General features: G+C 64.8%; 20 protein-coding genes. 7 read left to right on the top strand and 13 right to left on the bottom strand.

Going from position 1 to position 24,383, the window contains the following annotated elements:
* Positions 1–292 precede the first annotated feature (292 nt).
* From tyrS to QRN13_RS06960, 3 genes are all read left to right on the top strand, one after another.
* Positions 293–1,546 carry a tyrosine--tRNA ligase gene (gene tyrS / locus QRN13_RS06970; RefSeq protein WP_284877359.1) on the top strand — a complete coding sequence of 418 codons (1,254 nt, stop codon included), beginning with the start codon at positions 293–295 and terminating at the stop codon, positions 1,544–1,546.
* Positions 1,546–2,010, top strand: a complete 465-nt coding sequence (locus QRN13_RS06965) for a peroxiredoxin (RefSeq protein WP_284877358.1) — start codon at positions 1,546–1,548, stop codon at positions 2,008–2,010. The genes tyrS and QRN13_RS06965 overlap by 1 nt, the downstream gene beginning before the upstream one ends.
* Positions 2,011–2,124: 114 nt before the next feature.
* The gene (locus QRN13_RS06960) at positions 2,125–2,670 is read left to right on the top strand and encodes a bactofilin family protein (RefSeq protein WP_284877357.1); all 546 of its coding nucleotides are present in this window, start codon (positions 2,125–2,127) and stop codon (positions 2,668–2,670) included.
* 87 nt (positions 2,671–2,757) lie between these two features.
* Here the strand turns inward: QRN13_RS06960 and prfB are convergent.
* A protein-coding gene (gene prfB, locus QRN13_RS06955) for a peptide chain release factor 2 (protein ID WP_284877356.1) occupies positions 2,758–3,880 on the bottom strand; the annotation gives its coding sequence in 2 pieces (ribosomal slippage) (positions 2,758–3,810 and positions 3,812–3,880; 1,122 coding nt in all).
* 119 nt (positions 3,881–3,999) lie between these two features.
* Positions 4,000–6,414 carry a penicillin-binding protein 1A gene (locus QRN13_RS06950; RefSeq protein WP_350224841.1) on the bottom strand — a complete coding sequence of 805 codons (2,415 nt, stop codon included), beginning with the start codon at positions 6,412–6,414 and terminating at the stop codon, positions 4,000–4,002.
* A gap of 267 nt (positions 6,415–6,681) precedes the next feature.
* Between QRN13_RS06950 and QRN13_RS06945 the strand changes: the two genes are divergently transcribed.
* Both QRN13_RS06945 and cobS read left to right on the top strand, forming a co-directional pair.
* A complete protein-coding gene (locus QRN13_RS06945) occupies positions 6,682–7,110 on the top strand; it encodes an organic hydroperoxide resistance protein (RefSeq protein ID WP_055804865.1) in 429 nt (142 codons plus the stop codon).
* Positions 7,111–7,169: 59 nt separating this feature from the next.
* Positions 7,170–8,174 carry a cobaltochelatase subunit CobS gene (gene cobS / locus QRN13_RS06940; RefSeq protein ID WP_055753459.1) on the top strand — a complete coding sequence of 335 codons (1,005 nt, stop codon included), beginning with the start codon at positions 7,170–7,172 and terminating at the stop codon, positions 8,172–8,174.
* A 618-nt stretch (positions 8,175–8,792) separates the two neighbouring features.
* Here the strand turns inward: cobS and QRN13_RS06935 are convergent.
* Entirely contained in the window at positions 8,793–9,149 is a 357-nt protein-coding gene (locus QRN13_RS06935; protein WP_284877355.1) for a phage holin family protein, read from the bottom strand.
* Between the two features lie 108 nt (positions 9,150–9,257).
* Between QRN13_RS06935 and QRN13_RS06930 the strand changes: the two genes are divergently transcribed.
* Complete coding sequence (locus tag QRN13_RS06930) at positions 9,258–9,695, top strand: HIT family protein (RefSeq protein ID WP_165117051.1); 438 nt, start codon at positions 9,258–9,260, stop codon at positions 9,693–9,695.
* Here QRN13_RS06930 and QRN13_RS06925 read toward each other — a convergent pair.
* The 7 genes from QRN13_RS06925 to cyoA all read right to left on the bottom strand — a co-directional run bounded on the left by QRN13_RS06925 (position 9,692) and on the right by cyoA (position 16,576).
* The gene (locus QRN13_RS06925) at positions 9,692–10,228 is read right to left on the bottom strand and encodes a response regulator transcription factor (RefSeq protein ID WP_066626535.1); all 537 of its coding nucleotides are present in this window, start codon (positions 10,226–10,228) and stop codon (positions 9,692–9,694) included. The genes QRN13_RS06930 and QRN13_RS06925 overlap by 4 nt on opposite strands.
* Positions 10,218–11,549 (bottom strand): ATP-binding protein, encoded by a 1,332-nt coding sequence (locus tag QRN13_RS06920; RefSeq protein WP_284877354.1) that lies wholly within the window; start codon positions 11,547–11,549, stop codon positions 10,218–10,220. Before QRN13_RS06920 ends, QRN13_RS06925 begins: the two co-directional genes overlap by 11 nt.
* Positions 11,546–12,244, bottom strand: coding sequence for an SURF1 family protein (locus QRN13_RS06915; RefSeq protein WP_284877353.1), 699 nt, complete (start codon positions 12,242–12,244; stop codon positions 11,546–11,548). Before QRN13_RS06915 ends, QRN13_RS06920 begins: the two co-directional genes overlap by 4 nt.
* Before the next feature lie 67 nt (positions 12,245–12,311).
* On the bottom strand, positions 12,312–12,707 hold the full coding sequence (cyoD, locus tag QRN13_RS06910) for a cytochrome o ubiquinol oxidase subunit IV (protein ID WP_502868581.1): 396 nt from the start codon (positions 12,705–12,707) through the stop codon (positions 12,312–12,314).
* Positions 12,704–13,327 (bottom strand): cytochrome o ubiquinol oxidase subunit III, encoded by a 624-nt coding sequence (gene cyoC, locus QRN13_RS06905; RefSeq protein WP_039248366.1) that lies wholly within the window; start codon positions 13,325–13,327, stop codon positions 12,704–12,706. The genes cyoD and cyoC overlap by 4 nt, the downstream gene beginning before the upstream one ends.
* Before the next feature lie 2 nt (positions 13,328–13,329).
* Entirely contained in the window at positions 13,330–15,333 is a 2,004-nt protein-coding gene (cyoB, locus tag QRN13_RS06900) for a cytochrome o ubiquinol oxidase subunit I (protein ID WP_284877351.1), read from the bottom strand.
* Positions 15,334–15,346: 13 nt separating this feature from the next.
* Positions 15,347–16,576 carry a ubiquinol oxidase subunit II gene (gene cyoA / locus QRN13_RS06895; protein ID WP_284877350.1) on the bottom strand — a complete coding sequence of 410 codons (1,230 nt, stop codon included), beginning with the start codon at positions 16,574–16,576 and terminating at the stop codon, positions 15,347–15,349.
* A 210-nt stretch (positions 16,577–16,786) separates the two neighbouring features.
* On the opposite strand from cyoA, the gene QRN13_RS06890 reads away from it, so the two are divergent.
* The gene (locus QRN13_RS06890) at positions 16,787–18,139 is read left to right on the top strand and encodes an MFS transporter (protein WP_055804843.1); all 1,353 of its coding nucleotides are present in this window, start codon (positions 16,787–16,789) and stop codon (positions 18,137–18,139) included.
* Positions 18,140–18,231: 92 nt separating this feature from the next.
* Here the strand turns inward: QRN13_RS06890 and QRN13_RS06885 are convergent, their stop codons facing one another.
* The 3 genes from QRN13_RS06885 to QRN13_RS06875 all read right to left on the bottom strand — a co-directional run bounded on the left by QRN13_RS06885 (position 18,232) and on the right by QRN13_RS06875 (position 24,086).
* Positions 18,232–19,584: a hypothetical protein gene (locus QRN13_RS06885; RefSeq protein ID WP_284877349.1), complete on the bottom strand. Its 1,353-nt coding sequence runs from the start codon at positions 19,582–19,584 to the stop codon at positions 18,232–18,234.
* A gap of 15 nt (positions 19,585–19,599) precedes the next feature.
* Positions 19,600–22,671: a TonB-dependent receptor domain-containing protein gene (locus QRN13_RS06880; protein ID WP_284877348.1), complete on the bottom strand. Its 3,072-nt coding sequence runs from the start codon at positions 22,669–22,671 to the stop codon at positions 19,600–19,602.
* Between the two features lie 62 nt (positions 22,672–22,733).
* Entirely contained in the window at positions 22,734–24,086 is a 1,353-nt protein-coding gene (locus tag QRN13_RS06875; protein ID WP_502868587.1) for a dicarboxylate/amino acid:cation symporter, read from the bottom strand.
* Positions 24,087–24,383: the final 297 nt, after the last annotated feature.

Here is a 24,383-nt window from a genome sequence, read left to right as displayed (position 1 = left end):
CCGCCAGATATACCCTGACAAAACAAGGTTCTGAGACGAAGCAGCAGCGCTTACCCTGTCACTCTGCAAAACGGTCGTACAATGGGCGAGCCATGCCCAAAGCCGCTCCGCCTGAAATTGCACCGTCTTGCATTTTGCACGCGTTTTCGCGTTGCCGTGCAATTTCGCGCCGACCGAGATTAGACGAATCAGACACTTTAGACGGTGTTTTTCATCCGCACCGTCTGAACAGCCGACGCCGCCTCGACTAGGGGAAGACGACCCTCGTCATCCCTGCTAACCCAGCCTCACCATGACCGAACACGCCTTCAAATCCGACTTCCTCCGCACCATGCAGGCGCGAGGCTATATCCATCAGATCACCCATCCGGCCGAACTGGATGCGGCGGCCGCCGCGGGCGTGGTCACCGGTTATATCGGCTTTGACGCCACCGCCCCTTCGTTGCACGTCGGACACCTGATCCAGATCATGCTGCTGCGTCGCCTGCAGCAGGCTGGACACAAGCCCATCGTCCTGATGGGCGGCGGCACCACCAAGGTAGGCGACCCCAGCTTCAAGGATACGCAGCGTCCCCTTCTGACCGAAGAGCGGATCGCCGAGAACATCGCCGGCATCAAAGGCGTGTTTGAAAAGTTCCTGACCTTCGGCGACGGCCCGTCGGACGCCATCATGGTCGACAACGACGAATGGCTGTCCAAGCTGGGCTACCTGGAATTTCTGCGCGACTACGGCACGCATTTCACCGTCAACCGGATGCTCAGCTTCGATTCCGTCAAGCTGCGCCTGGAACGCGAGCAGCCGCTGACCTTCCTCGAGTTCAACTACATGCTGATGCAGGCCACCGACTTCCTGGAGCTGAATCGCCGCTACGGCTGCACGCTGCAGATGGGCGGTTCGGATCAGTGGGGCAACATCATCAACGGCGTCGAACTGACCCGCAAGGTGGATCAGAAGGCCGCCTTCGGCCTGACCACACCCCTGCTCTCGACCGCCTCGGGCCAGAAGATGGGCAAGACCGTGGGCGGCGCCGTCTGGCTGAATGCCGACGCCCTGTCGCCCTATGACTACTGGCAATATTGGCGCAACACCGAGGATGGAGACGTGGGCCGCTTCATGCGCCTGTTCACCGATCTGTCGGACGCCGAAATCGCTGGCTACGAAGCGCTGGAAGGTGCGGCCATCAACGACGCCAAAAAGGCCCTCGCCGACGCCGCGACGACCATGCTGCACGGCGCAGAGGCCGCCGCCACCGCCCGCGCCGCCGCCGAGAGCGCCTTTGAAAAAGGCCAGCTGTCCGCCGACCTGCCGACCGTCGAACTGCCGTCGGCCGAGGTCTACGGCGCCATGATCGCCGCTGTCGTGACGAAGGCCGGCCTGACAGCCTCCAACGGCGAGGCACGTCGCCTGGCCCAGGGCGGCGGCCTGCGCCTCAACGACGCCGCCGTGTCCGACGGCGCCCAACTGCTGACCGAAGCCGACCTCAAGGACGGCGTCATCAAACTGGCGGCCGGCAAGAAAAAGATCGTTCTGGTGAGGCCCGTCTGATGTCCGCCGCCGAAGGCCAACCCGCGCCCGCCCTCGACCTGCCCACGGACGGCGGCGGCCGCGTCACCCTCGCCGCCCTCAAAGGCAAACCCGCCGTCGTCTATTTCTATCCCAAGGACGACACGACCGGCTGCACGCGTGAGGCGCAGGACTTCACCGCCCTGGCGCCCGACTTCGCCGCTCTGGGCGTGCCGGTCATCGGCGTGTCCAAGGACACGATGAAGAAGCACGACAGGTTCAAGGCCAAATACGATCTCGCCGTCACCCTCGCCTCCGACGAGGACGGCGCCGCCTGCGAAGCCTGGGGCGTCTGGGTGCAGAAAAAGCTCTATGGCCGCGAATATATGGGCATCGAGCGGGCCACCTTCCTGATCGACACCGACGGCCGCGTCGCCAAGGCCTGGCGCAATGTGAAGGTCGCCGACCATGCCGCCGCCGTGCTGGAGGCCGCCAGGCCCCTGTGATCGGCGAGCGCCGTTCGGAAGCGATGCTTGACCTTGGCCCCTCCTGCACGGCCTAGTGGGCGTCGGGGCTAATAGGGGCTTGGCCGGCCTTGGCTGGCAGATGCGGAGCGCACCATGTTCACCAAGAGCAAATCCTACGACAGCGGATCTAACGGCCTGGGCATCCCCCCGGCGCCCGAACCGACCACGCCCACGCCGATGGCCGCGAGTACGCCGTCCCTGCCGGCGACGACGCAAGCGCCGCGCGCGCCTGAACCGGCCCGTCCAGCGGCCCGGTCCAGCAACCTGTCGACACTCTCGGCCGGCGTGAAATACGAAGGCAACATCTCCGGCGCCGGCGAGCTTCAGGTCGACGGCTCGCTGAAGGGCGACGTCCGCGTCTCGCGCGTCGTGATCGGCGAAGGCGGCTCGGTCGAGGGCACGGTCCATGCCGACGTCCTTGACGTGCGCGGCCGCGTCTCGGGCGCCATCGTCGCCAAACAGGTCAAGCTTCACGCCACCGCCCGCGTCGAGGGCGACATCACCCAGGAACAGCTCGCCATCGACCAGGGCGCCTGGTTCCAGGGCCGCTGCAACCAGGCCAAGCGCGACACCCCTGGCGCCGCCATGCTGGAAGCCCCCGCGCCGAAGGCCGACAAGGCCGACAAGACCGCCGCCTGACCGCGTCGAGTGCGAACGGGCTCAAGTCGTCCGCAAGGCCAGTAGCCTAAACAAAAAAGGGCGGCTCCAGAGAGCCGCCCTTTTCCGTCAGTCCACGCTCGATCCGCGGGTCTCGCCGACCCGCTGGGCCAGCGCCGCGCCCATGAAGGCGTCCAGGTCGCCGTCCAGCACCCCCTGGGTATCCGAGGTCTCAACCTCGGTCCGCAGGTCCTTCACCATCTGATAGGGCTGCAGGACATAGGAGCGGATCTGGTGGCCCCACCCGATGTCGGTCTTGGCGTCGGCCAGCGCCTGAGCCGCCGCCTCACGCTTCTGCAGTTCCAGCTCGTACAGGCGCGCGCGCAGCATCTTCCACGCCATCTCGCGGTTCTGGTGCTGCGACCGGCCGGCCTGGCAGGCCACGACGGTGTTGGTCGGGGTGTGCGTCAGGCGCACGGCCGAGTCGGTCTTGTTGATGTGCTGACCGCCCGCGCCCGAGGCGCGGTAGGTGTCGGTGCGCACGTCCGCGGGATTGATATCGATCTCGATCGCGTCGTCCACGACCGGCGACACCCCGATGGAGGCGAAGCTGGTGTGACGCTTGGCCGCCGCGTCATAGGGGCTGATGCGGACCAGGCGGTGCACGCCCGATTCCGACTTCAGCCAGCCATAGGCGTTGGGGCCTTCAATCAGGATGGTGGCCGACTTGACCCCCGCCTGTTCACCCTCTTCGTGCGCTTCGATCGTGACCTCGTAGCCGTGCGCCTTCGCCCAGCGCGAATACATCCGCAGCAGCATGCCGGCCCAGTCGTTCGACTCGGTGCCGCCGGCGCCGGAGTTCACTTCCAGATAGGCGTCATTGCCGTCAGCCTCCCCGGACAGCAGGGCTTCCAGCTCGGCGCGGGCGGCGCGTTCCTTGATGCCGCGCAGTGACGCGCGAGCGTCTTCCAGCGCGCCCTCGTCGCCCTCCTCGTCCGCCATCTCGGCCAGCATCACCCCATCTTCGAGGTCCTGCTCCATCGCCTTGACGGTGTTGATCTTGCCTTCCAGCTGCGAGCGTTCGCGGCTGACGGCCTGGGCCTCGTCGGGCTTGTCCCACAGTGTCGGATCCTCGACCCGCGCATTCAGCTCATCGAGCTTTCTTAAAGCGACATCCCAGTCAAAGACGCCTCCTGAGCAGAGCGACGCTCTGCTCGATGTCGGCCTTCATGGCCTCGACATCCGGTCTCATCGCAATCTCCGCGACACAACGCCCTGAAGCAGCGCGGTCCGCAGGACGCGCGACAGGGCAGGATTAATGGAAAACGGCGCGCCACGAGGACGCGCCGTTCGAAAGGCCTACCTAGAGCCTCAGTACAATCCGCTCAAGTCCTCGGCCGGCGCCTTCTTGGGCGGCGGCGGCGCGGTGGGCGCCGGCGATGAGGCGGGCGCGCCGCTGGCGGCCTCCTGCTCGCGGCGGATCACCTCATAATAATTCTGCGGTCCAACGGGCTGAGCCGGCCCGGTCGGGCGCGGCGGCGGGGCCTGGCGCTCGGTGCCGGGGCGGAAGGCCTCCTCGATGCCGTTGACGCTGCGGAAGATGGCGTTCTTGGGCCGGACGAACGGGCGAGCCGGTCTTTCCTTCAACGCCGTCTGCATGAACTCCGTGAAGACCGGCACGGCGGCCGAGGCGCCGGCTTCACCGGATCCCAGCGAGCGGTTGTCGTCGAAGCCGATGAAGACGCCGACCACGATGTCGGTGGTGAAGCCCACGAACCAGGCTGAGCGATATTCGTTGGTCGTGCCGGTCTTGCCCGCGACCCAGGGCCCCAGGCCGCGCGCGCTGGCGGCGGTGCCGCGCTGAACGACGCCTTCCAGCATGGAGCTCATCTGATAGGCGGTGATCGGGTCGATGACCTGGTTTCCGCGCTGCTGCAGGCGCGGCGACTCCTGGCCGGAGAAGCCCCGTCCACATTCGCGGCAGCTGCGATTGTCGGCGCGGAAGATGGTCTCGCCGTCGCGGTCCTGCACATAGTCGATCAGATAGGGCGTCACCCGCCGCCCGCCGTTGGCGAAGGCGGAATAGGCGGCCGTGATCTCCAGCGGCGTGACCTCGCCGGCGCCCAGCGACACCGACAGGTTCGGCGTCATGCCCGGCAGACCCATCTTGGCCGACTGATCGACGATTTTCTTCATCCCGACCGACTGGGCCAACCGCACCGTCATGACGTTGCGCGACAGCTCCAACCCGCGCCGCAGCGTCTGAGGGCCATAGTATTGGCGGCTATAGTTCTCGGGCGTCCAGCGCGTGCCGTTGGGACCGCCGGCGAAGCTGATCGGCGCATCCAGGACGATCGAGGCCGGGGTGAAGTCGCCCTCCAACGCTGTCGCATAGACGAACGGTTTGAACGCGGAACCCGGTTGGCGGCGCGCCTGAGTCGCCCGGTTAAAGCTGGACAGCGCATAGGAATAGCCGCCGACCATCGCCAGCACGCGGCCCGACTGCGGTTCGATGGCGACCAGCGCCCCGTTGACGCGCGGCACCTGCTTCAGGGCGAACTGGCCACCCTGCGGCTCCACGAAGATCAGTTCGCCGCGCTTCAGCTGACGATTGGCGTTGGCCCAGGCGGCGTCCGACGCCAGCAGCGTGCCGGACGTGTCGTCGCGGGCCGTGCGGATGCGCACCGTGTTGCCGCTGACGCTTTCGATGGCGGCGGCCTGCCAGCTGCGGCGCTCGGGCGGCGCCTGTTCCTTCAGCGCGACCGCCTGCCAGCCGTCGGCGAAGTCGGTCGTGCCCCACCCGCCGCGCCAGCCGTGACGACGGTCGTAATTCTCGAGGCCTTGCATCAGAGCCCGGCGCGCCGCCGTCTGCAGCGTCGGGTCTAGGGTCGTGCGCATGTAGAAGCCGCCGGCGCGCAGCTGCTCGCCGAACTGGGGGTTGGCGGCGGCCTGGCGGCGGGCCTCCTCGACGAAGAAGTCGGCGTCCTTGTAATCCGACCGTTGCGGCGCATCGCGCGTGACCAGAGGCTTGGCGCGCGCCTCGACCAGTTGCTCAGGCGTCAGCCAGCCGCTCTGCTCCATCTCGCCCAGCACCCAGTCACGACGGCCCTTGGCCGCGCCGGGGTGACGCTTGGGGTGGTAGTTGTTCGGCCCCTTGGGCAGGGACGCCAGGAAGGCGGCTTCGTCGGGCGTCAGCTGCGCCAGCGACTTGCCGAAATAGTTGTAGGCCGCCGAAGCGATGCCGAACGAGCGATAGCCCAGGAATATCTCGTTCAGATACAGTTCGAGGATCTGCTCCTTAGACAGGGTCGCCTCCAGGCGATTGGCCAGGATGGCTTCCTTCAGCTTGCGGTTCAGGCTGGATTCGTTGGTCAGCAGGACGTTCTTGGCCACCTGCTGGGTGATGGTCGAACCGCCTTCCAACCGGCGCCCCGACGCCAGGTTGAAGACGTTCTTCAGCGACGCGCGGCCGATGCCGCCCACATCGATGCCGCCATGCTGGAAGAAGTTGCGATCTTCGGCCGCCAGGAAGGCGTGGATCACCGGCTGGGGAATCTGGTCGTAGGAGACATAAATCCGGCGCTCGTCCGAAAACTCGCCGATCAGGGTACCGTCGCCGGCATAGACGCGCGTCGCGGTCGGCGGTCGATAGTCCGCCAGTTCCGACGCATCAGGCAGGTCGTGGAACAGCCACGCGGCATAGACGGCGACGACCAACCCCGCCAGGGCGATGCCGCCCAGCAGAACCATGCCCGCCCACACGAACCAGCGTTCGGCAATCTTCACTGCGTACTCCGACGACGCGCCCCAGCAGGTGCTTTAGCCCGCGTCGCCCGCCGATGGCTAGACCTTGATCGGCTGGGGAGGAATCGCTCCGCGATTCCGCTGAAGCCGTGAATCAAGGTCTCGCTTGAACCTGGGGCCTGATTCACCGCTACGTCGAAGCGCGAAGCGCTTCAACTCAAGCGGATCAGGCTCTAGCCGCGATGCAACGCCCCCTTCCCGTCCGCCGTTAAGCTCCCATCTCAAGCATCCCAACCCAAGGAGCCTGCCATGGAAGTTCTGTATCGCGCCCAATCGACGGCATCGGGCGGAGGCCGTGAGGACGGCCGTTCGGCCACCGACGACGGTAAGATCGACGTCAAACTGTCCACGCCAACCGAGATGGGCGGCAAGGGCGGCGACGGCACCAATCCTGAGCAGTTGTTCGCCACCGGATACGCCGCCTGCTACCTCGGCGCGCTGCGTCTGGTCAGCGGCAAGGCCGGCACGCCCGTCAGCCCCGACACCAAGGTCACCGCCGGTGTCGGCTTCGGCAAGAACACCAAGGGTGATGGCTTCAACCTGGATGTCGACCTGACCGTGACCGACCACGGGCTGGACCAGGCCGTCATCGACGACCTGATCGAGAAGGCGCACCAGGTCTGCCCCTACTCCAACGCCACCCGCAACAACGTCGATGTTCGCCTGAGCGCGAAATAACCGACGCCAAGGGCCGCGCGCGTGTTGAGCCGCGCGCGCGGCGCCTCTAGATGAGGTCCATGACCTCCCCGCTCGACGCCTCCCCCGATCCCCTGCTGACGCTCGAACCGCATCGTCGCGTGACCCTGCGCGAAGCCTTCGGCGTGGACAGCGACATGACCGTGCCCGCCTTCGACGAGCGCGACAGCCATGTGCCCGAGATCGACGAGGCCTACCGCTTCGATCCCCAGACGACGATCGCCATCTGCGCCGGCTTCGCCTTCGACCGTCGCGTCATGGTCCAGGGCTATCACGGCACCGGCAAGTCGACCCACATCGAACAGGTCGCCGCCCGCCTGAACTGGCCGCTGGTGCGGGTGAACCTGGACAGCCACGTCAGCCGGATCGACCTGATCGGCAAGGACGCCATCGTCCTGAAGGACGGCAAGCAGATCACCGAGTTCCGCGAAGGCATCCTGCCGTGGTCGCTGCAACGCCCCATCGCCCTGGTCTTCGACGAATACGACGCCGGCCGGCCCGACGTGATGTTCGTGATCCAGCGCGTGCTCGAGGCCCAGGGCCGCCTGACCCTGCTGGATCAGAACCGCGTCATCCGCCCGAACCGCTATTTTCGTTTGTTCGCCACGACCAACACCATCGGCCTGGGCGACACCACGGGCCTGTATCACGGCGCGCAGCAGATCAATCAGGCCCAGCTGGACCGCTGGAACATCGTCACCACGCTGAACTATCTGGATCACGACGTGGAAGCCGAGATCGTCGCCGCCAAGGTGCCCGAGTGGAAGGACGCCGAGGGCCGCCGCCGGATCGCCGCCATGGTCCGCGTCGCCGACATGACCCGCAACGCCTTCATGAACGGCGACATCTCGACCGTCATGTCGCCCCGCACGGTCATCACCTGGGCCCAGAATGCCCAGATCTTCAACGACGACCTGGGCCTCAGCTTCCGCCTGACCTTCCTGAACAAGTGCGACGAGCTGGAACGCCCGACCATCGCCGAGTTCTACCAGCGCGCCTTCGGCGAGGACCTGCCCGAGGCGGCGACGCGGGTGAAGGTGGGATAAGCCTATGTTTCTGGCGGCGATGTCTATCGTGATCATGGCTAGCCAGGCTTCGGCTACGGAGACCGCTCGTCCGCCCCGACCATCGGACGAGGCCATCCTTCAGACAGTCTTCGAAAAGCGACCTTCCGCAGTCATCCTCGAGCACACTGCTCGTGACGTTCGAAACGGCGGACGGGTTATTTGTGGTCTTGTGCAGCATGTAGACACGATCGAGCCATTTGCGGCCTACACGATCTGGGAAGAGCCCAGTTCCATCCGGATTATCGAGAACGGTCGCCCTATGCCGGTCCCGCCAGCGCAATGGAAGTCAAATACGTTCACGCCCGTCGAAACGGCCAGTGTCACTGGGGAAGCCGACCGCCAAAAGCGTAATGCAAACGCCTACCAGCGGGGCCTTGCGCTGAGCGTATGCCGTGATTTGGCGGCGCCGGCCGGAGCACGCTGGGCGACGACGCAAGAGCCCCACCCCGATCCCGACCGTCAGCGACTTATCGAGCAAAGGGCCCGAGCGACGACAGACATGCTTTTCCGCAGGCGTCGGGAAGCGAGCGCAGACCGGCCAAACTAAGGTGTTGAATCGTCTTGGGCTCGCATCACCTCGTCGAGCTTTTGAAGAAGTTAGCCCCGCCCCTCTTCACCGCCGATGAAGGCGCCGGCGATCCAGCTGACGACGCCGGTCACGATGGCCGCACCGATGCCGGCCCACAGGCCGTCGACGCGGAAGCCGTCCAGCAAGATGGAGGTCAGCCCGATCATTGCGGCGTTCACGACCAGCAGGAACAGTCCAAGGGTCACGACGGTAATCGGGAAGGTCAGCACGACCAGGATCGGCCGCACAAAGGCGTTGACCAGGCCCAGAATGATGGCGGCGGCGATGAGCGACCCCGTGCTGGTGAAGTCCACGCCCGGCACGACCTGGGCGGACAGCCACAGGCCCGCCATAGTGACCAGCGCCTGGATGATGAAACGGATCATGACGTGCCTCGTTACGTTCAAGCGTGACCATAATGCATGGCGTGGGCGAAGGCTCCCCCTCCGTGGACAGCGCTGCTATCGAAGGTTCGAACCGCACGGAGACCGCTCATGAGCCTGCACGGCGCCTATGACACCAACAACATCTTCGCCAAGATCCTGCGCGGCGACATTCCGTCGGTGAAGGTGTGGGAGGACGACCACGTCCTGGCCTTCATGGACGTGTTTCCCCAATCGGAAGGCCACGTCCTGATCATCGCCAAACAGTCCCAGGCGCGTAATCTGCTGGAGATCGAGCCCGAGGTGCTGGCCCGCATGACCGCCGCCCTGCAACGCACGGCCAAGGCGGTCGAGAAAGCGCTGAAGCCTGAAGGCCTGTCGATCCTGCAGTTCAACGGCGAGGCGGGCGGACAGACAGTCTTCCATCTGCATTTCCACATCGTGCCGCGCTGGGCAGATCGCGAGATGAAGGGTCACGGCCATGCGCCGATGGCGGATACGGCGACCTTACGGGCGCTGGCCGACCGGATCGCGGCCGAACTGGACTAGGTGACGCGGCGCTTTTCCAACTTCCGCGCCAGGGTGCGGCGGTGCATGCCCAGGCGCCGCGCCGCCTCTGAAATGTTGAAGTCGGTCTCCACCAGCGTCTCGTGGATCCGCTCCCATTCCAGGGTCTTGATCGAGGTGGGGCGCGTGCCCAGCGGCGTCTCGGCGTCGCCGTCCGCCCGGCCGAACGCGGTTTCGATGTCATCGGTGCTGGCGGGCTTGGCCAGATAGTGCCGGGCGCCCAGCTTGATCGCCTCGACCGCCGTCGCGATGCTGGCGAAGCCGGTCAGGACGACGATATTCATCTCGGGGTCGAAGGCGTGAAGAGCCTCGACGCAGGTCAGGCCGGAATGGCCGCCCAGCTTCAAATCGACGACCGCATAGCCGGGGCGATGCGTCTTCAGCACCTCGGTCATCTGGTCGGGACTGGCGGCGCTGACGACCGTATAGCCACGCCGTTCGAACGAGCGTCGCAGGGTGGTCGAGAACGACTCGTCGTCCTCGACGATCAGCAGCAATCTGGCGTCATCGGTCATGCGCGATCTCGTCCGTCGGAGCCAACGCCGAAAGCGGTAGGGTCAGACGCACTTCTGCGCCGCCCGCCGGGGGATTGGAGGCTTCTACCCGTCCGCCCAGCGACCGGATCACATTCATGAGCAGAAAGAGGCCGAGACCCGCGCCGGGCCTGGGCTTGGTGGAGTTGTAAGGCTTGCCCCAGGCCTGAAGGATCGCCGGCGGAAAGCCTGGTCCGTCGTCGCGGACCGCGATGCCGAAATCTTCGTCCGTCCGTGTCGTGGTCACGGTGATGCGGCTCGCTCCGGCCTCGACCGCATTGTCGAACAGCACGCCCAGCACCTGACGCAGGGCCGGGTCGGCGATGATTGACGGGTTCTGGGCCAGCTCGTCGCGGATCTGCACCGCCACACCGTCGCCGCTCCAGCTGGCCACCACATCGGCGACGAAGGCGCGCAAGGTAGTGCGCTCAGGCGCCTGTCCCCTCGCCTCGCCGGCCGACATAAGGATACCGGTGACGATGGCCTTGCAGCGTTCGACCTCGGCCCGCATCACCGTCATGTCCTGAGCCAGGTCGGCGTCCTGGGTCAGGGCCGGCATCCGCTTCCAGTCGCTGAGGATCACCGACAGCGAAGCCAATGGTGTTCCTAGCTCATGCGCTGCGCCCGACGCCAGCAGGCCCATGCGGACGATATGATCATGCTCGGCCGTCTGCTGGCGCAGGGCGGCCATGGAGGCGTCGCGCTCACGCAAATTCTGGCTGATCCGGGTGACGAACAACACCAGAAGCACGGCCATCAGCACGAAACAGATTAGACTGCCCTGAAGGTAGAGGCTGAGCAGCGAATCCTCGCGCGCCGGCGGCAGGTTCAGCGGGCGGGAATGCAGGCCCAGCCCGGCGAAACACAGGCTGGTGATGGCGATCAGCGCCCAGGCATAGACCGGCGCCAGCAGCACGGCCCCAAGAACGACTTGCAGCAGATACAGCGCCACGAACGGATTGGCTGCGCCCCCGGTCAGGAAAAGCAGCCAGGTCAGGGCCGCCACATCCGCCAGAAGGGCGATCATCAGCGCCTGGTCCTCGACCTCCTGCGTGCGAACGGTCAACGGCGCGCTGACCAGATTGACCAGCACCAGACCCGCCGGCGCCGCCAGCAACCACAGCACCGGCAGCGGGATCCGCATCACGTACTGCACCAGCAGGATCGTCGCCACCTGTCCGGCGACCGCCAGCCAGCGCAACTGGATCAGCAGCAGCATATTGCGGCGGTTGGCCCCGCCGTGGGTCGCGACACCACCTCTGAGCCCCAGGCCCAGCAGCCTTTGCACAGTTGTCGTCGTCATGACCTGTTGCGCCTGCCGTCGCGCAGGAACAGCCACAGACCGACCGAAGTCAGCAGCGCCATGCCGAACCAGGTCAGTGCATAGACCAGATGGCTGTTGGCGAACCGGATCACCGTCAGCCCTCCGCGCGGCCATCCGCCTGGGTTCGGACTGGCGTCCGCATCAATGAAATAGGGCGCGACGGTCGTCAGGCCCCGCCGCGCAGCGATCGCCGCGACGTCGCGGGACCGCCAGCGATCACCGGCGGGATCATTGGCGCGCAGGAAGCCGCCCTTCGGCTCGGTGATTCGGAGCAGTCCCGTCAAACTCTGCGGTCCCTCGACCTGACCATCGGCGCGGACGGCCGGATCGCGTCGGCCTGACGGCACGAAGCCGCGATTGATCAGGACGGTGAAGCCCCGGTCGTCAACCAGGGGCGTCATGACCCAAAAGCCGCCGCCGGCGTCGGTCACCGCCTGAACCAGGGTTTCCTTGTCGTGCAGGAATCGACCGCGAACCATGACGCGGCGGTACTGATCCTTGTCGCGCGTCACACCGGGCCATTGGGTCGGGCCAGGCGCTGGGACGGCGGCCGCGTGAACGCGCGCATCGACTTGGGCGATCAGATTGGTCTTCCAGGCCAGACGCTGAACCTGCCACCCGCCCAGCGCCAGAAAGCCGACGAACAGCGCCACGCCCGCGACCACGACCGCCATGCGGAAGGATCGCGAACGTCTGGCCTTGCCGCCGGCCGGCACTGAGGACGGGTCCGTGATCTCGACCTCAGCCGCCCATCTGCGCCATGTCGTGCGTCATAGGCATCATGTTGGTGTTCAGGTGGTACATGACCCACAGCGAACCCGACAGGGCGATGACCACCACGATGATCGTGAAGATCAGCGCCAGCATGATCCAGCCGCCCTCGGACTTGGAGTTCATGTGCAGGAAGTAGATCATGTGCACCACGATCTGCACCACGGCGAAGCCCATGACGATCAGGGCCGTCGCCTGGGTCGGCAGGACGCCGGTCATGACCAGGGAGAACGGGATGGCCGTCAGGATCACTGACAGCACGAAGCCGATCATGTAGCTCTTGAAGGAGCCGTGATTGTGCCCCTCGTGGCCCAGGTGGTCGGTCTCGTGAGACTCCGGCGAATGGTCGTTCATGTCGGCGCTCATCGCAGCATGCCCAGCAGATAGACGAAGGTGAAGACGCCGATCCAGATGACGTCCAGGAAGTGCCAGAACATCGACAGGCACATCAGGCGGCGTTTGTTGGCGGGGATCAGGCCCTTCATGCTGACCTGAACCATCAGCGTCACCAGCCAGATGATGCCGAAGGTGACGTGCAGGCCGTGGGTGCCCACCAGGGTGAAGAAGGCCGACAGGAAGGCGCTGCGTTGCGGCGTCGCGCCTTCATGGATCAGGTGCGCGAACTCGTAGAGTTCGATGCCCAGGAAGGCCAGGCCGAACAGGCCGGTGATGGCCAGCCAGACCAGCGTCTGACGCTGGTTGTTTCGATCCATCGCCAGCATGGCGAACCCATAGGTGATCGACGAAAACAGCAGCATGGCGGTGTTGATCGCCACCAGCTCCAGGTCGAACAGCTCCTTGGGCCCCGGCCCGGCGGCGTAGTTGCCGCCCAGCACGCCAAACACGGCGAACAGCATCGCAAAGATGAGGCAGTCGCTCATCAGATAGAGCCAGAAGCCCAGCATGGTGCTGGAGCCTTCCTCGTGGTGCGGCTCCTCTTCCAGGTGGAAGACGGTCCGGTCGATCTCGGTCGCAGTCGCGCTCATGATCAGGCCTCCGTTCCGGCCAGGGCGCGGGTGCGCGCCTCTTCTGTCGCTCGGACCTCATCCTCGGGGATGTAGTAGTCGCGCTTGTAGTTGAAGGTATGGCCGATCGAGACGGCCAACACCCCGATGAAGCTGATGGCGGCCAGCCACCAGATGTACCAGATCAAGGCCAGACCCATCACCAGGCACAGGCCCGAGATGATGATCCCCGCCCCGGTGTTCGAGGGCATGTGGATCGCCTTGTAGCCGCTCAGCGGACGCTGATAGCCCTGCTTCTTCATGTCCCACCAGGCGTCGGCGTCATGGACGTAGGGCGTGGAGGCGAAGTTATAGGCCGGCGGCGGCGACGAGGTCGCCCACTCCAGCGTGCGGCCGCCCCACGGGTCGCCCGTGGTGTCGCGCAGCTTGTCGCGGTTGATGATCGACACGGCGAACTGGATGAACATGGCCGCGATGCCCAGGGCGATGACGCCGGCGCCGATGGCCGCGATGACGAACCAGATCTGCAGCGAGGGATCGTCGAACACCCGCATCCGGCGCGTCACCCCCATCAGGCCCAGCACATACAGCGGCAGGAAGGCCAGCCAGAAGCCGGGCACCCAGCACCAGAAGCTGATCAGGCCCCACTTCTTGTCCAGCTTGAAGCCGAAGGCTTTGGGCCACCAGAAGTTGATCGCCGCGAACAGGCCGAACAGCACGCCGCCGATGATGACGTTGTGGAAGTGGGCCACCAGGAACAGCGAGTTGTGCAGCACGAAGTCGGCCGGCGGCACCGCCAGCAGCACGCCCGTCATCCCGCCGATCACGAAGGTCAGCATGAAGGCGACCAGCCACATCATCGGCAGCTCGAACCGGATGCGCCCGCGGTACATCGTGAACAGCCAGTTGAAGATCTTCGCGCCCGTCGGGATCGAGATGATCATCGTCGTGATGCCGAAGAAGCTGTTCACCGAGGCGCCCGAGCCCATGGTGAAGAAGTGGTGCAGCCAGACCAGGTAGGACAGGATCGTGATGACGACCGTGGCGTAGACCATGGAGGTATAGCCGAACAGCTTCTTGCCCGAGAAGGTCGAGGCGATCTCCGAGAAGACGCCGAACAGCGGCAGGATCAGGATGTAGACCTCGGGGTGACCCCAGATCCAGATCAGGTTCACGTACATCATCGGGTTGCCGCCGAAGTCGTTCGTGAAGAAGTTGGTGCCGACGTAACGATCCAGCGTCAGCAGGGCCAGGACTGCCGTCAGGACCGGGAAGGACGCCACGATCAGCACGTTTGTGCACAGCGAGGTCCAGGTGAAGACCGGCATCTTCATCATGCCCATGCCAGGCGCGCGCATCTTCACGATCGTCGCGATCAGGTTTATGCCGGACAGCGTCGTCCCTACCCCCGCGATCTGCAACGCCCATATGTAGTAGTCGACCCCGACGCCGGGGCTGTAGCCGATACCCGACAGCGGCGGATAGGCCAGCCAGCCGGTGCGCGCGAACTCGCCCACGAACAGCGAGGCCATGACGATGATGGCGCCGGCCGTGGTCATCCAGAAGCTGAAGTTGTTCAGGAAGGGGAAGGACACGTCGCGCGCGCCGATCTGAAGCGGCACGACGTAGTTCATGATGCCCGTCACCAGCGGCATGGCCACGAAGAAGATCATGATCACGCCGTGGGCGGTGAAGATCTGGTCATAGTGGTGCGCGTTCAGGTAACCCTCGGACCCGCCAAAGGCCATCGCCTGTTGCAGGCGCATCATGATAGCGTCGGCGAAGCCGCGGACGAACATGATCAGACCCAGGATCATGTACATGATCCCGATCTTCTTGTGGTCCACTGTGGTGAACCATTCCTTCCAGAGATAGCCCCACAGCTTGAAATACGTCAGGGCGCCGAACAGGGCGAGGCCGCCCAGCAGCACGACCGACATGGTCACGACCAGGATCGGCTCGTGCAACGGCAGAGCCTCAAGCGTGAGGCGCCCGAAGATTAGCGGAATGAGTTGATCAGCGTTCATCGACTGTGTTCGCTCAGGCGTTGGGGGCAGAACGGACGTCGGTCGGAACCGGCCCCGTGGCGAAGGGATTGCGGGCCAGCGTCGTCAGCGAGGCCATCGGTGTCTGACCGGGCGATAACCCCTGCCCGGTCAGGCGCTCCAGGCTGGTCGGTCCGGCGACCGTATCCAGTTCGGCGCGGCGCATGCGGTCGGCGGCCGCCGCCTCGGCCTGCAGCGGCGTGCAGATCGTCATGACGTAGCTGTCGTTGGAGCCAAAATAGGCGGGTGATTTTCCGCGACCGGCGTATTTGTCATACACCAGCGGCATGGTGTTGCGCACCGACGCCATGGACAGGCCGCCCTGTTTGTCGATGGCCATCATCTCGCCCATACACATCTTGCCCGGCTCGACGCACATGTTGAGGATCGCGTCCCACAGCGCGCCGTCCACGGCGCCGAAGCGCATGACCGGCACCTTCTCGCTGGGCTTTTCCAGCTCCAGATAGCGATCGCGGTCCAGCGTCTGGCCGCCCTGGCGCACGCCGGCGATCCATTGGTCGAACCCGGACTGATCCAGGCCGTGGAAGGCGAAGCGCATGTGCGAGAAGCCGTCGCCGGAATAGTTGGCCGAGAAGCCTTCGTATTCGCCCGGACGGTTGATGACGGCGTGCAGCTTCGTTTCCATGCCCGGCATGGCGTAGATCTGACCGGCCAGGGCGGGAATGTAGAAGCTGTTCATCACCGAGGACGAGGTGATGTGGAAACGGATCGGACGGTCAACCGGCGCGGCCAGCTCATTGACGGTGGCGACGCCGTACTGCGGGTAGATGAACATCCACTTCCAGTCGAGCGCGACGACATTGACCTGCAACGGCTCGACGCTTTCCTCGACGGCCTGGCCCGGCTTGATCCGGTCGATCGGACGATAGGGGTCCAGCAGGTGGGTGCCGGCCCAGGTCAGGGCGCCCAGGCAGATGATGATCATCAGCGGCGCGGCCCAGATGACCAGCTCCAACGACGTGGAGTGGTCCCAGTCGGGACGGTAGTCGGCCTCGGCCTCCTTGTTCGACGCCCGATACTTCCAGGCGAAGAAGACGATCAGACCCATCACCGGCACGATGATGATCAGCATCAGCAGGGTCGAGATCATCAGCAGATCGCCCTGCTGGGACGCGACGTCGCCGGCAGGACTAAGGACGACCAGGTTGCAGGCCGACAGCAGGGCCACGATGGGCGCGAGCAAAAGAAGGCGCAGACGGCGCAAGGCGGATCCAATCGAAAAGCGTCGGGCGAGGGGGAGGCGCCGCGACGGTTGGCGTTCGTAGGCGGCGGGATACTCAGCTTCAATCAGGAACGACATTGGGCAATATGTCCTATCCTCACGAGGCCGCTTTCATCGCAAAGGGCGCCCGGTCATAATGCGGCGACCTGCCGTACGGCCGATAATTCAGTCTCACACGGAGCGACCAAGCCCATGTCCGCCTCGACGACCCCTTCGTCAGAGTCGCTGGAACGCGACGCCGCCGCCCTTCACACGGGCCATGGCAAGGTTGACGCCGGCGAGATCGCCATCGGCGTCATTATCGGCCGAACTTCCGAGTTTTTCGACTTCTTTGTTTACGCCATCGCTTCGGTGGTCGTTTTCCCGCAGTTGATCTTCCCCTATGCGGGCGCGGTGGGCGGCACCCTGCTCTCCTTCGCCGTCTTCGCCCTGGCTTTCCTGGCCCGGCCGCTGGGCACCGTCCTGTTCATCGCCATCGACCGCAAGTTCGGACGCGGCGCCAAGCTGACGACCGCCCTGCTGCTGCTGGGCACCTCCACCGTGTCTGTGGCCTTCATCCCCGGATATGAGAGCATCGGCATGTGGGCGCCGGTGCTGCTGGCCCTGACCCGTATCGGCCAGGGCGTCGCCCTGGGCGGCACTTGGGACGGTCTGGCCTCGCTGCTGGCGCTGAACGCGCCCGAGAAGAAGCGCGGCTGGTACGCCATGATCCCGCAACTCGGCGCGCCCATCGGCCTGCTGGTGGCCTCGGCCCTGTTCGCCTTCTTCCTGAACACGCTGTCGGCCCCTGACTTCTTGGATTGGGGCTGGCGCTATCCGTTCTTCGTCGCCTTCGCCATCAACGTCGTGGCCCTGTTCGCGCGCCTGCGCATCGTAGTGACGCCGGCCTTCCAGAAGCTGTTCGAGACGCGCGAGCTTCAGCCCACGCCGATCAGCCAGGCCCTGCGCGACGAAGGCCCGAAGATCGCCATCGGCGCCTTCGCTCCGCTGGCCAGCTTCGCCATGTTCCACATGGTAACCGTCTTCCCGCTGTCGTGGGTGTTCCTGTTCACAAAGGAAACGCCGGTCCGCTTCCTGCTGATCGAGATGGTGGGCGCGGTCTTCGGTCTGCTGGCCATTCTGGCCTCGGGCATTCTGGCCGACCGCTACGGCCGCCGCACCTTGCTGGCGATCACGGCCGCCGGCATCGCCGCCTTCTCGGGCTTTGCGCCGCAACTGCTGAATGGCGGCCCGGTCGGCGAGCTGACCTTCATGATCTCCGGCTTCATCCTGCTCGGCCTGTCGTTCGGCCAGGCCTCTGGCCCCGTGGCGTCCAGCTTCAGCCTGACGAACCGCTATACCTCCTCCGCCCTGACCTCGGACCTGGCCTGGCTATTCGGCGCGGGCTTTGCGCCCTTGGCGGCCCTGTGGATCTCCAGCCAGTTCGGCCTGATCGCCGCCGGCGCCTATCTGCTGTCGGGCGCCATCTGCACCCTCGTGGCCCTGTGGCTGAACCGCGAACTGGCCCGCAGCTCCTCCGACAAGGACCGCGCCAAGACGGCCTGATCTTTCAGGTCACGCACAAATAGACACGGCCCGCAGTCGCCTGCGGGCCGTGTTGCGTTTGGAGCAGATCGCTGTGAAGCGAAGCGGCAGCTTCAGTTGGGGCGGCTGTCCGTCGACGGCTTGAAGGTGGTGTCGAAATGACAGCCGTCCTCGTAGCGTGAAGCCGCCACCTGACACAGCGTGGCAACGTCAGCGGGCGTCGGCTTCACGCCCTCGTCCAGCCAGCGCATCATCGCCTGGAAAAGACCGACGTACTCTGGCGGCGATAGGCGGCTATGTTCGGACTCGTCTGTGAACGTCTGGACCAATAGGTCCGATCGTCCCGCCGCGGCGACCGTCTCCCTGTAAAGCGCGTCGTTGGAGACGAAGGCTGTCGCATCGTTCTTGGCGTGGATCGTCAGCGTCGGCGCCACGATCAGACCGCTGAGCTCGGCGTCGTAGGCCAAGCGCGCCACACCCATCGGATCGGCCGCGAAACGCTGAACGCCAGCGTTCAACGCCTCGTCGTCGTGCGAACCCTGATAGACCGTATGGCTGTTGTCGAAGGGGTTCAGCCCGTCAAGACGGCGCAAAACCATGTCGCGGAACAGGAAGGTCGCCCAGGCTAGATGCGGAACTAACTGTTCCTCTTTCACGCCCGTCACGGCCAGGACATCCGCCAGATTGCGCTTCTGCTCAGCCGACCTCTCAGCAAGCGGCAGGCCCACGCCCGTGCAGGTTTTGACCCGCTCCGCCAACTGCGCCCGGTTCAGATCGCTTTCTAACGGCAGCCCCTGCCAAAGCGGATATCCGGGCTCGTTCGGAAGCGGGTGGTTGTTGCAGTAGAACTGATACACCGCTCTCAGATCGGCGCGAAAGCGGTAGGTGCGGGTCCCGCCGCCGATTACGCCGTTGGTCAGGACAACGCCGTCCCACATGACCTGTCCCTCGGCATCGCGGGCGTAGAGCTCAGCCGTCTTGGCCGCGACGTTGCCGCCCCAGGACTGGCCATGCACCAAAGTTCGACGTGGCTTGCCGAAGGCGTTCCAGAAAATCTGGCGCAGATCGTCCGTATCTTCCGCCGCCATCCGTACGCCATAGCCGCCACGGCGATAGGTCGAGCCCGCCCAGGCGAAACCTTCCTTCACCGTCATGGAGAACCGCTCCATGTCCTCCAGCGGATCGTTCGGTTCTGGTGCGCTGGTGCGGGGTCCGCCATGCGCGTGAACGATCAGGGCGCCATTCCAGTCCTGAGGCACGGCGATCCAAAAATAGCCGCCTTTAACCGCCCTGCCCGACCAGCACCGCGTCCGCTGCGGCACGAAGTCCGGGCAATCGGCTGGCGCGGGCGCAGGATCGACAGCCGCCGTGACGGCCGTCTGCGTTTCCTGCGCCTGCGTCATCGGCGCGATGCCTGCCCAGGCTGCGACCAGCGCACCCAGAGATCGAACGAGACGGTCGGTCATCGCGCCTCTGCTCTCTTAGAACGTCTTGGAGATGTTGGCGTACCAGTAGCGGCCGTAGGGATTGTAGAGCGCACCCAGATAGCCCGACGAAGTCAACGGCGGCTGCTCGTCAGTGATGTTACGAGCCCCCAGGCGAACCGTTGTGCCGGACGCAAAGCCAGCGTTGTTGCCGAACTCATACTGACCATACAGATTGCCAGTGATCTGACTATCGACCTGCCAGGGATCGCCCTGGGCGCTGAGGAAGCCGGTTTCGGTGACGGCGCTGTTGTATTGGGTGAATGCGCCCACCTGCCATGGCCCTTGCGACCAGGTGAACGAGCCCGTCACCCGCCATTCTGGCCGGCCGTTGCGAGCCAGCAGGGTCTGAGAGATCGGCAGCGGTGTATTCGCGTTTATCTGACCGGCTTCACGCGCCGCGAACAGCGACTCGACCAAGGGGCCGGGAGAACGGTCAAACTTCGTCAGATGCGCCGCATTCACGCTGGCGCGGAAGTTGCCCCAGGGCGTGCCGCGCAGTCGCCACTGAAGACCGATGTCGAGACCCTCCACCGTCTGCGGCAGCAGGTTGATGAACTGGTCTTCGACCGAGACGATCTGTCCGACGGGAGTGATTCCGCTCCCCTGGAAGAAGGCGATGTCGTCGGCCGTCACCGCCGCCCGGTTGACGTTGTCGTTCCGCGTGCCGTTCAGGATGTTCAGGTAGTCCAGCACGACGTTCGACTGCGCGCCCAGCAGACCGACGATCTTCTCCTGCTCGATCTTCCAGCGGTCCAGCGTGAAGGTGAAGCGGCCGAACTGCTCGGGAATGAACCAGGGCTGCAACACCAGGCCGATGGACTGGTTGGTGCTTTCCTCGGGCTGAAGCTCGGGATTGCCCGATACCAGCAGCGAGGCGCTGGCGGGTTGCGAACATTGATTGAAGTTGGTGATCCGACCCAGGCGCAGATCGGCCTCGCAGCGGATGTAATCGTTATTGGTGGACAGACGCCCGTACTGCGCAGCGTTGGTCTGTTCCAGGTTCGGGGCGCGGAAACCCTCGGAATACGAGCCCCGGACGCGTACGCCTTCGACCAAATCCCAGGCCATGGCGATCTTGGGCTTGGCCACATCGCCGAAGTCGGAATAGTGCTCGTATCGACCGGCCAGTTGGAAATCGAGACTGCGAACCAGCGGGATATTCATCTCCGGCGAAACGACAGGCACAGCGAACTCGACATAGGCCGAATAGACCTCGCGCGTGCCGAAGGTATCGGGGTTTGAACTGACCGCAGCGATGTTGGACTGGCTGATCTCGCCCGAGACGCTGTCGCGGAAGACGTTGGTGCCGTCCAGATCAGCGTCGCGGTCGTCACGCTGGGTCTCACGGCGCGCCTCGACGCCCAGGGCCATACCGACAGGTCCGCCCGGCAGGGTGAAGACATCGGGACGGCTGACCTTGAAGTCCCACAGCGCCAGCGTGGTCTTGGACACCCGCGTCAGGTCGGTCGTGATGGCGTCGATCGCGGCCTGAGAGCTGGGCGTGCAATCGCCGAAGCTGGTGTCGTTCACACAGCCGCCGCTGAACGGATTGTAGGCGTCAGGCGTCGACAGGGCGAGATTGGCCTGAAGCGCGGTCAGATTGACGGCGTTCGAGCTGTCGGTGGCCTCGGCTTCCGAATACAGCAGCGCGCTTTCCCAATCGAAGCCGCGCCATTCGCCCCGCAGGCCGCCCAGGAATCGGGACTGCCAGTTGTCGACGTCCACCACCTGGGCGCCCAAATCGTTGAAGCGATACCGAACCAGCTTAACGGCCGTCCCGGCTGTGGGGACGTTTGTCAGGCCTGCGAGACGATTGGGATTGCGTGTGCCGTCGGCGAAGGTGACGGGGCCGAACGGATTCCAGTAGTTGCTGGCTGGAATCCACAGCGGGTTCAGCAGGATGGTCGGCGGCTGAATGTTTTGGGTCGATGCCGTGTAATAGCCGAGTTCGCCAAAGGCCGTGACGCCGTTGTAGAGATCGTAGTGGCCCGACACGAACAGGTTCAACCGTTCGATATCCGGCGATTGGGTGGTGCCCCGCGCTCCGTCATAGCGCAACTCGCGGCCGGCGCCGCTGTAGCTGATGTTGCCACTAGCCAAGCAGACGTCACCGCCGACCGGCGCGGTGCAGCCAAAGCTGGAAGGCTGATTGTGGAAGGCCCCGGCGCCGGTCGTCAGGGCCGTCGTGCCTCGACGGACCTGGAATGGCGTCTGGAAGTTGGCCCAGGCTGTATAGGAAGAGCGCCCGTCGGTGTCGGTCGAATTCTCATAGCCCGGCACGTTGGCGAACAGGCTGCGGCGGTCGTCCGAGGCGGTATAGGGCTCGTCGCTGGCCTGCTGGGCGGTGCGGTTGGTGTAGTCGAGGAAGCCAGACAGATTGCCCCACTCGAAATCCTTGCCGGCGAACATTCCGAAGGTGAACTCTCGGCGATGCGTGCCCTCCGCGCCGCCGTACTGGGCCTTCATCTCCAAGCCATCGAAATCCTGCTGAAGCACAGTGTTCACGACGCCCGCGACGGCGTCCGCGCCATAGATGGCGGCGGCCCCGTCCAGCAGAACCTCCAACCGCTCCAACCCCGAGACCGGAATGGCGTTGGAGTTGTAGCTGAGCACCGGCACCGTGCCGGTGTCGGACGTCCCTTGGCTGGTGGGGTGCTGAACGATCCGACGTCCGTTCAAGAGCACCAGGGTGTTGCCCACCCCGAGCGAGCGCAGATTGACCGAGTTGACGTCGCCCCGCGCTGCGTTCGAGGTTTGAGGATTGTTGGCGCTGGAGAACAGCACATCACCCATCTGGGGAATGGACCGCAGCAGATCATCGCCGCTGACGGCGCCGGTCGCGATGATTTCTTCCTGCGTGACGACGGTTACCGGTAGAGCCGCCGTGGTGGAGGCGCCGCGGATTTGAGAGCCGACGACGACGATGTCCTCGACCTGCGCCGCCTCGCCCTCCTGCGCTGGCGTGGACTGAGGCGTGGCGTCCTGAGCCAGAGCCGCTCCCGCCGAGATCAGCAGGACAGCCGAGGCCGCGCCCGCCATCAGTGCGAACTTGGATTGCATCTTCATGTTTCCTCCTCCCGGGCCGTCGTTATGTCGGCGGTCCCGTCATTCAAAAGTCGTCCTCGCCGTCAGTCCTTGGCGAGAACCAGATCGTCTCCAGGCCCCGCCGCAGGGTCAGGCAGCGCCGCAACCGGCAAGGGATGTCCGTCCAGCGCGGCCGTCAGGGCGTCGCGATCCAGCGCGTTTTCCCAGCGGGCCACGACGATGGTGGCCACGGCGTTGCCGATGAAGTTGGTCAGGGCCCGGCATTCGCTCATGAAGCGATCGATGCCCAGGATCAGCGCCATGCCTGCGACTGGCACATCCGGCACGACCGACAGGGTCGCCGCCAGGGTGATGAAGCCCGCGCCTGTGATGCCCGCTGCGCCTTTTGAGCTGAGCATGGCGACCAGCAGAAGCGTGATCTGCTGCCAGATGGTGAGTTCGATGTTCAGCGCCTGAGCAATGAACAGAGCCGCCATCGTCATATAGATATTGGTGCCGTCCAGATTGAACGAATAGCCGGTCGGCACGACCAGGCCGACGACCGACTTGGCGGCGCCCGCGCGTTCCATCTTGGAGATCAGGCTGGGCAAAGCCGCTTCTGAACTGGAAGTGCCCAGCACCAGCAGCAGCTCTTCCTTGAGGTAACGGATCAGCTTGAGAATGTTGAAGCCGTTGGCGACGCCCACCAGCCCCAGCACGCCCACGACGAAGATGATCGCGGTGACGTAGAAGGTCACGATCAAGGCGGCCAGATTGGCGATCGATGCGATGCCGTAGGCGCCGATCGTAAAGGCGAAGGCTCCAAAGGCGCCGATGGGCGCGGCCTTCATCACGATGGCGACCAGCTTGAACACGGCAAGGCTGAGCGTCTCGAACAGATCGACCACAGGCTGGGCCCGCTCTCCCACCAACGCCAGGGCGAGGCCAAACAGGATCGACACGAACAGAACCTGCAGGATGTTGCCGGTCGAGAAGGCGCTGACCAGCGTGTCGGGAATGACGCCCATCAGGAAGCCGACGATCGTGCTCTCGTGCGCGGCCGCCGCATACTGCTCGACGGCGCCGGCGTTCAAGGTCGCCGGGTCGATGTTCAGACCATGGCCCGGACGCACCAGATTGGCGATGATCAGGCCCACGATCAGAGCCAGAGTCGAGAAGACCAGGAAGTATGCGAAGGCCTTGGCGGCGACGCGACCGACGCTTCCAAGATCGCGCATGCCGGCGATGCCGGTCACAATGGTCAGGAAGATCACTGGCGCGATGACCATCTTCACCAGTTTGATGAATCCGTCGCCCAGCGGCTTCAGGCTTTCGCCGAATGTCGGCCAGAAGTGACCGATCAAGGCGCCGAGCGCGATAGCGATCAGCACCTGGAAATACAGGTGTCGATAGAACGGCCGGCGAACGACCGGCGCGGCCTCTGACGGTATTGAGATCACGAAGGGCTCCTGATGTGCGGGGTGATCCCGCAGTCTCCTCGATGGGCGCGATCTTCGCCACGCTCCGTTCGATAGAGCTTCTAACGAGAATCAGCGCCGCGAAAGCGATTGATCGAACGTCTTCATCTTTATGATAACCAAGCACTTTCTATGAAAGCGGGAGCTTTGATCGAGATATCTGTGCGGTTTTTCACCCAAGTGACTGGCCCTTACGTGCGATTATCCGCACACTGCGAACGTGCAACATTCATCTGTCATAGACTTGGATCGAAAGCCTTGGCGCTCCCGTTGGCT

The organism is Brevundimonas sp. MEB006b (assembly GCF_030209705.1).
Classification (GTDB): Bacteria; Pseudomonadota; Alphaproteobacteria; order Caulobacterales; family Caulobacteraceae; genus Brevundimonas.
This window is presented reverse-complemented; position numbering and strand designations above follow the sequence as displayed.